7 protein-coding genes and 1 pseudogene are annotated in these 6,954 nt (G+C 71.5%); 6 read left to right on the plus strand and 2 right to left on the minus strand.

What is annotated here, in order from left to right; translation table 11 throughout:
• Positions 1 to 141 (plus strand): annotated as a pseudogene (locus WG209_RS17225) (IS5/IS1182 family transposase); the annotation flags it as partial.
• A 55-nt stretch (positions 142 to 196) separates the two neighbouring features.
• Positions 197 to 787 carry a peptide-methionine (R)-S-oxide reductase MsrB gene (msrB, locus tag WG209_RS17230; RefSeq protein WP_337176314.1) on the plus strand — a complete coding sequence of 197 codons (591 nt, stop codon included), beginning with the start codon at positions 197 to 199 and terminating at the stop codon, positions 785 to 787.
• A gap of 167 nt (positions 788 to 954) precedes the next feature.
• Here the strand turns inward: msrB and WG209_RS17235 are convergent, their stop codons facing one another.
• Both WG209_RS17235 and WG209_RS17240 read right to left on the minus strand, forming a co-directional pair.
• A complete protein-coding gene (locus WG209_RS17235) occupies positions 955 to 1,824 on the minus strand; it encodes an alpha/beta fold hydrolase (RefSeq protein WP_337176315.1) in 870 nt (289 codons plus the stop codon).
• Positions 1,817 to 3,016, minus strand: a complete 1,200-nt coding sequence (locus tag WG209_RS17240) for a dipeptide epimerase (RefSeq protein ID WP_337176316.1) — start codon at positions 3,014 to 3,016, stop codon at positions 1,817 to 1,819. Before WG209_RS17240 ends, WG209_RS17235 begins: the two co-directional genes overlap by 8 nt.
• 582 nt (positions 3,017 to 3,598) lie before the next feature.
• Between WG209_RS17240 and WG209_RS17245 the strand changes: the two genes are divergently transcribed.
• The 4 genes from WG209_RS17245 (at position 3,599) to WG209_RS17260 (ending at position 6,721) form a co-directional block, all read left to right on the plus strand.
• The gene (locus WG209_RS17245; protein ID WP_337176317.1) at positions 3,599 to 3,730 is read left to right on the plus strand and encodes a hypothetical protein; all 132 of its coding nucleotides are present in this window, start codon (positions 3,599 to 3,601) and stop codon (positions 3,728 to 3,730) included.
• Positions 3,731 to 4,221: 491 nt separating this feature from the next.
• Positions 4,222 to 4,806, plus strand: coding sequence for an NfeD family protein (locus WG209_RS17250; protein WP_337176318.1), 585 nt, complete (start codon positions 4,222 to 4,224; stop codon positions 4,804 to 4,806).
• A gap of 8 nt (positions 4,807 to 4,814) precedes the next feature.
• Complete coding sequence (gene floA / locus WG209_RS17255) at positions 4,815 to 5,900, plus strand: flotillin-like protein FloA (protein ID WP_337176319.1); 1,086 nt, start codon at positions 4,815 to 4,817, stop codon at positions 5,898 to 5,900.
• Positions 5,901 to 5,950: 50 nt separating this feature from the next.
• Positions 5,951 to 6,721, plus strand: coding sequence for a hypothetical protein (locus tag WG209_RS17260; RefSeq protein WP_337176320.1), 771 nt, complete (start codon positions 5,951 to 5,953; stop codon positions 6,719 to 6,721).
• The last annotated feature ends 233 nt before the right edge of the window (positions 6,722 to 6,954 follow it).

Genomic DNA, 6,954 nt, shown 5'->3' on the forward strand with positions numbered 1-6,954 from the left:
GAGCGGTGCATCCTCTGGCTGAAGGAGAACCGCCGGCTCGCCACCCGGTTCGAGAAGCTCGCCGTGAACTTCCTGGCCATGGTCAAGCTCGCCATGATCCGCCGTTGCTTCCGACTCATCGAGCCGCCAGACAGAACCTAGACGGCCCGGTAGAATTGGGGCGAGTCCGTCGGTCCACTCCAACCGGGAGCGACCCATGCGCGTCACCCGCCCCATCCTCGCCGTCGTCGCGATCCTCGCGTGCTTGTCTCCCTCCGCCATCGCCCAGGAGGCGGCCGGGCCCGATCCGGCCGCGCCGAAGGAGCCCGAGCGGATCCACAAGACCAACGAGGAGTGGCGTCGGCTCCTGACGCACGACCAGTTCCTCGTCACTCGGATGGGGGCGACCGAGCCGGCGTTCTCCGGCCGGTACGCCACCGGCCATTTCAAGGGGACGTTCCTCTGCGTCTGCTGCGGGGCCGAGCTGTTCGACTCGTGGACCAAGTTCGAGTCCGGCACCGGCTGGCCCAGCTTCTGGCGGCCGGTGAACGCCAAGGCCCTGGAGAGGGCCTGGGACCGGAGCACCCCCGAGTTGCGTGTCGAGGTGACGTGCGCCCGCTGCGGTGCCCACCTCGGCCACGTCTTCGACGACGGCCCGCCGCCGACCGGCCTGCGCTACTGCATCAACTCGCTGGCGATCAAGCTCGACCGCGAGCCCGCCCGTTCGAAGACGACCCGCCGGTCGACCAGGGCCGCGAAGCCCGCCGCGAGGAAGGCGGCGGGAGCGGAGAAGCCGTCGGGATCTTGACGACCGCGAGAGGGCAGGAAAGACAATTCTCCCTTCTCCCCTCGTGGGAGAAGGTGGCCGAAGGCCGGATGAGGGGGAAATCCGCCGGCCACCGGTCGCGCGCCCCCTCATCCGCCCCTCCAGGGCACCTTCTCCCACGAGGGGAGAAGGGGTGGAACGGTTATATCCTAACTCGTCCTCCGCATCCGCGGGGCCAGCCAGGCTACGAGGTCCTCGACGTAGCGGACGGGGTCCGGGTCGAATTCGAGCGTGTGGGAGCCGTCCGGGTATTCGATGATCTCGCGATCCTCGGCGGCGACGCGGTCGAAGTAGCGGCGGGTGCGGGCGTTGTCGACGATCCGGTCCCGGCCGGCGAGCATCAGGAGCGTCGGCGTGGTCAGCTTGCGCGGGGCGCGGCGGAGGCGGCGGTCGATGAGGAAGCTCGCCAGCAGCAGGCCGGCGGTCGCCTGGCGGAGGCCCAGCGGGTCCGTGCGGATGTATTCCCGCTTCTCGGGGTCGTCCGTGAACAGGGCCGGGTCGGCCAGGGGGATCGGGAAGGTCTTGCGACGGTCGGTGAAGACCGCCTTGGCGATCCGGAGCTTCTCGCGGAAGGTCACGCCCACCCGCGGCTCCAGGCCGGGGCAGATCAGCGCCAGGGCGTCGACCAGCTCGGGCCGGCGGACGGACGTGAGGACCGCGATCTTCCCCCCCCAACTGATCCCCGCCAGCGCGACCGGGAGGGCGGGGGCCTCGGCCCTCAGGTGGGCGATCCACTCGGCGACGTCGTCGACCAGCCGCAGGTCCGAAGGCGCGTGGCCGCGGTCTTGCTGGTTCGGCCCCGAGCCGCGACGGTTCGGGAACGAGACGTCGTAGCCCGCCGCCGCGAGCCGACTCCCCAGGCCGGGATACCAGCCCGAATGGCTCTGGACCCCGTGCAGCACGACGACTCGCCCCTTCGACTCCCCCCGCGCCGGCCACGAGGCGACGTGGAAGGGGTAGCCGTCGGAGGCGGTGAAGGTCGATTCCAAGCTCGCCACCCCAGCCTCGGCCTCAGCCATGGTCGACCTCCCTGCTCTCCGTGGTCATGGCCGCCAGCAACTCCGGGTCGACGGCGATCCCCAGGCCGGGGCCCGCGATCGGCCCGGCCTTGCCGCCGTATCCGAACGTCAGGTCTTCATGCGTGACGTTCGACCGTAGGATGTGGCGGTCGTAGGAACCTTCGAGATATCGGATGCCGCCGACGCGGGTCGCGACGTGCCGCCCAGCCGCGGAGAGGATCGCCGTCTCGCCGGGGTGGCAGCCGAGCTGCACCCCCAGGCCGTTCCGCCGCGCCAGGGCGATGAGCCGCAGCGAGGGGATCAGGCCGCCGCACTTGGAGAGGCGGACGTTGAAGAAGTCCGTCGTCTTCCGCTCGATCGCCGCCACGCCGTCGGGCCAGCCGCAGAGCGACTCGTCGAGCATGACCGGGATCCCCAGCCTGGGCCGAAGCTCGGCCAGGGCGTCGACCTCGGCGTGGGGGACCGGCTGCTCCAGCAGCGAGGGGCGGAAGCGGAGCAGGGGGGCGACCCTCGCGACCGCCTCGTCGACCCGCCACGCCTCGTTGGCGTCGATGCGGATGTCCATCCGACGCCCCAGCACGCGCCTGATCCGTTCCATCCGCGCGGGGTCGTCCTGCCCGGCGACGCCCACCTTCGCCTTCACGTCGCGGAAGCCGTAAACCCGGAACTTGATCGCCGAGACGACCTCCTTCCGCTTCGACTCCGCCGTGATCGCCGCGCTATAGCGGACGGGGCGAGGGCGGTCGAACCGCTCCAGGCCCTCGACGTCGACGAGCCCCACCGCCTCCCCCAGCGACGCGCCGAAGTGGCGGCCGTAGGCGTCGAGCACGGCGAGTTCCAGCGCGCACCGCGCGGCGTTCCCGCGCATGCCGCGGGGGTCGTCGTCGATCTCGGCGAGGCTGAGCCCTTCGAGCGCCTTGACGACCTCGGGGAAGCCGCCGGGCCGGCCGATCGCGCGGGGCCAGTCGGCCTTGGAAAGGGCGTCGAAGGTGGTCTCGATCGTCTCGCCGGTGACGTAGTCGCGCGGGACGCCCTCGCCGTGGCCGATCGAGCCGTCGTCCAGCTCCACGCGGACGACGAGGTTCTCGCTCTCGGTCCGCTCGTGCGAGGCGTGCTTCACCGGCTTCTTCAACGGCACCGCGACGCGATGCAGGGAGATGCGTCGGATGGCGGGTCCGGGCTTGGCGAGCAAGGCAGGTCTCCTGGGTCGTCGAGCGGCGTCCGGGCCCCTCGCCCGTCGGATCGCGCAAGTTTATCACACTCCCCGCTCGACCGGCCGGCGGCGGGGCCGCCGTCATCCCTGGGGAGGCTTCGAGAAGGGCCCGCGAAGTTGGCTTCGTTCGTCGAGACGCGATTTCGGGCGATTCGCCCCAAGGTTATACGGCTCAGTGGATTGAGTCCGTGATGGCTTGGCTTCGTTCGTCATTTTCGAAGTGGTTTTCTCGGGCTGCTCCCGACTTCGCGTCGGCCGCCCCGAGCAACGTCTGGGGGCGGTTCGCCGATGCTCGGCCGGCGTCGCGCCGAGGCGCGACGGGCGACCAGATCGGAGGGGCGCGAGGCGGCGCGGCCTTCCCGGCGGGCTTCTGGCCCCGGTCGTACCGAATGCTGATTGTCAAGGAGCGGACATCGATCGACTGTATGCTCCGCGGCGAGGGGCGGGGGATTTCAGGCTTCTGAAAATTCTCGGAATGATTTCGACGGGGGCCGGGCCGATGCAGCGGATGGAGGCGCGGCGACCCTCCGCCCGAGTCTCGCGTCGTCTTGCCGAGGGCGCATGCTCGGCTATCCCGCATGGCTGGCCGAGGCGAGGCCGGAGCGGGAGATCCGCCCGATCGCCCCGTCGATCGACGCCTTCCCGGACGTCCTGGTCGAATGGTGGCGCGAGGTGGAACGTCGCGGTTCGTAGGGCCGCGGCGTGGCGGCCGGACTTGGTTCCGTTCGAGGTGGTCAGATCATCCTCGCGGCCTTCCCCACCTGGCGGGCGCAGGCGGCCCGGAGGGCGGGATGAGGGGGGACGAGCGGCACGGCCGTCGAAATTCGCGGGGGCCACCCGGGGCCTTCGGCCTGGGCGAGACCGCGAAACGCGGTGCTTCGTGGGGAAGCTCCCCCTCATCTGACCGCTTCGCGGTCTGTCTTCCCCCTCCAGGGGGGAAGAGCGTGTTGGGATCACCCGGCCGAAGTCGTAAGGGTGCCCCCCCGGCGGCGGGAGGTGGCCCGCGCGGCCGGCACCGTCTCCGAAGGCGCGAGGGCCCTTGCCCGTTGATGGCAAGGTCCTTGGGCCGTGGAGGCGGAACTTTCGGGTGGCTCGCTCGGTTTGTGTACAATGCCGGCGTGGTACAATCGGCCGAACTGGCGGGCGTCGCCGGTCGGTCGGGTTCGTGCGCGCTGGGGGCCGTCATGGGCGATGCGTTCTGGCCGTCCGTCTTCCTGGCGATGGGGCTGCTGCTCATCACGCTGGAGCTGTTCGTGCCCTCGGGCGGGCTGATCGGCCTGAGCGCGGTGGCCTGCCTGGGGCTGGGGATCTGGAAGGCGTTCCAGTCGTCGAACTCGCTGGGGATGACGTTCGTCCTGATCGAGTTCATCGCCGTGCCGCTCACCGCGATCGTCGCGTTCCGGCTCTGGGCGCGGTCGCCGATCGGGCGTCGATTCCTGCTGGCGCCGCCGTCGGAGGACGAGATCGACGTCTCCCACGCCGGCGGGCGGGGCGACGGGCTGACCGGCGCCGAAGGCCGGGCGATGACGCCCCTGCGCCCCAGCGGGCACGTCGAGATCCGGGGCCGGCGATACGACGGCATGGCCGAGTCCGGGCTGATCGCGGAGGGCTCGCGGGTCCGGGTCGTGCGAGTGCGGTCGGGCCAGCTGATCGTCCGCCCCGTCGAGGCGTCCTCCGTCGCCCCCGCCCCGACCCCGGCCGCCCGTCCGCCCGACGACGGGCCCGCCGCCGACTTCGACCTCGACGTCGAGAACCCCCAACTCTCCTAGAGGCTCATATGATCCCGATGCTGCTCGCCCAGGCGAATCCGTCCTCGATGCACACCCTGTTCTGGCTCGGCATCATCACGCTCGCCGTGATCGCCCTGCTGGGCGGCATCTTCGTGACCAAGTATTTCAACCTGTGGATCCAGGCGTTCATGTCGGAGGCGAACGTCAGCATCGTGGACCTGGTCGGGATGTCGTTCCGGAAGGTGAACCCGAACATCATCGTCAGGTCCAAGATCATGGCGTACCAGGCCGGGCTGCGGGAGAAGGACGGCCTGACGACCCGGGCGCTGGAGTCGCACTACCTGGCCGGGGGGAACGTCCCGAACGTGGTCCGGGCCCTGATCGCGGCCAACCGGGCGGACATCCCGCTGTCGTACAAGCAGGCGACGGCGATCGACCTGGCCGGCCGCAACGTGCTGGAGGCCGTGCAGACGAGCGTCAACCCGAAGGTCATCCAGTGCCCGGATCCCTCCCAGGGGCGCTCGACGGTCGATGGCGTCGCGCGCAACGGGATCCAGCTGAAGGTGAAGGCCAAGGTGACGGTGCGGACGAACCTCGACCGGCTGGTCGGCGGGGCGACGGACGAGACGATCATCGCCCGCGTGGGCGAGGGCATCGTCAACGCGATCGGCTCGGCCGACACCCACCTGCAGGTGCTGGAGAAGCCCGATTCCATCTCCAAGCGCGTGCTGGAGAAGGGGCTCGACGCCGGCACGGCGTATGAGATCCTGTCGATCGACATCGCCGACATCGACGTGGGCGACAACATCGGCGCCAACCTCCAGGCGCTCCAGGCCGAGGCCGACACGCGCGTCGCGCGGGCCAAGGCGGAGGAGCGGCGGGCGTTCGCCGTGGCCCAGGAGCAGGAGATGCAGGCGGCCGTGCAGGAGAACCGCGCGAAGGTCGTCGCCGCCGAGGCCGAGGTCCCGCTGGCGATCGCCGAGGCGTTCCGCCAGGGGCACCTGGGCGTGGGGGACTACTACAACCTCAAGAACGTCCAGGCCGACACCGACATGCGCACGGCGATCGCCGGGACCGGCGACGGCCCCGGCGGCGCCGCGATGGCCCGCCAGGCCGCGCCGGCGTCGCAGTGACCCGGCCGCGCCGGCCCATCCCACCCCGGTAGTCGATCGCGGGAGCCGCCATGAGGAACCTCGAAGCCCTGTCGCAGTTCATCGTCCCGCTGGTGTTCCTGGCGATCTGGGCGCTGACCTCGATCCTGAACCAGGAGGGCCAGTCGCTGCCGAAGCGGCCCGGTGCCAGGCCAGGCCCCCGTCCGGCCCCCGAGCCGCGCCCGGCGGGGCAGGTCGCGCGGGCCGAGGCCGCCTCGCGCCGCGAGGACTTCGCCGCCCACGCGGAGGAGGTCGCCTCGCGCGCCGCGTCGGGGAGGGAACCCGACTCGTCCGGCCCGCGGCGAATCGGGACCGCGCGGCCCCCCGGGCGGTCGACCGACGCGGACGTGTACGTCATCGGCGACGAGATGGTCTTCGTCGACCCCGCCACCCGCCGCCGGATCGGCTCGGCCACCGTCCCCGGCGCCGGCAAGCCGACCGGCGGGACCCCCAGGCGCAAGCCCTCGCGGGCCCGCCGCGCGGAGCAGGTCGACGCCCGGCCCGATCGCGGGGACCCCGACACCCGGCGCGCCCTGTCCGAGCAGGTCGGCCAGTCGATGGCCCACGACCGCGGCCCGGCGATGACCGCCCTCACCCCGCTGTCGTCCGGCTTCACCGGCCTCGGCGCCAAGTCGCTCCGCGTGTCGTCGACCGCGGCGCCGATGGTCGCGGCCGACGCCCCCCCCATCCTCTCCGCGGCCGACGTCCGCCGGAAGATGCTCGAGCCCGGCCGCCTCCTGGAGATGATCGTCCTCACCGAGATCCTTCAGCCCCCCGTCAGCCGCCGAGGCCGGCGGATGTGATCCCGAGGATGCCGCCGACGCCTCTCCGTCCAAGGCGTGAAACGCGCGCGTCCTCTCCCGCCGGGCTGACGACCCGACACTTCCGGGATGGCATCCGGGCCCGCCGCTTGCCGTCGACCGGCGTCCCTTCTCCCCTCGTGGGAGAAGGTGGCCGACGGCCGGATGAGGGGGCGATTGGCGTCTCGCCTCGGGCAAGGTCGGCTTTTTGTGGCGCGGCCGTCTCGGCTGCACGC

The organism is Paludisphaera sp., from assembly GCF_037189885.1.
Taxonomy (GTDB): Bacteria; Planctomycetota; Planctomycetia; order Isosphaerales; family Isosphaeraceae; genus Paludisphaera.

Coding starts and splice junctions, on each gene's coding strand:
- floA (WP_337176319.1), top strand. CDS start 4,815: ATGATCCCGATGCTGCTCGCCCAGGCGAATCCGTCCTCGATGCACACC.
- msrB (WP_337176314.1), top strand. CDS start 197: ATGCGCGTCACCCGCCCCATCCTCGCCGTCGTCGCGATCCTCGCGTGC.
- WG209_RS17235 (WP_337176315.1), bottom strand. CDS start 1,824: ATGGCTGAGGCCGAGGCTGGGGTGGCGAGCTTGGAATCGACCTTCACC.
- WG209_RS17250 (WP_337176318.1), top strand. CDS start 4,222: ATGGGCGATGCGTTCTGGCCGTCCGTCTTCCTGGCGATGGGGCTGCTG.
- WG209_RS17260 (WP_337176320.1), top strand. CDS start 5,951: ATGAGGAACCTCGAAGCCCTGTCGCAGTTCATCGTCCCGCTGGTGTTC.
- WG209_RS17245 (WP_337176317.1), top strand. CDS start 3,599: ATGCTCGGCTATCCCGCATGGCTGGCCGAGGCGAGGCCGGAGCGGGAG.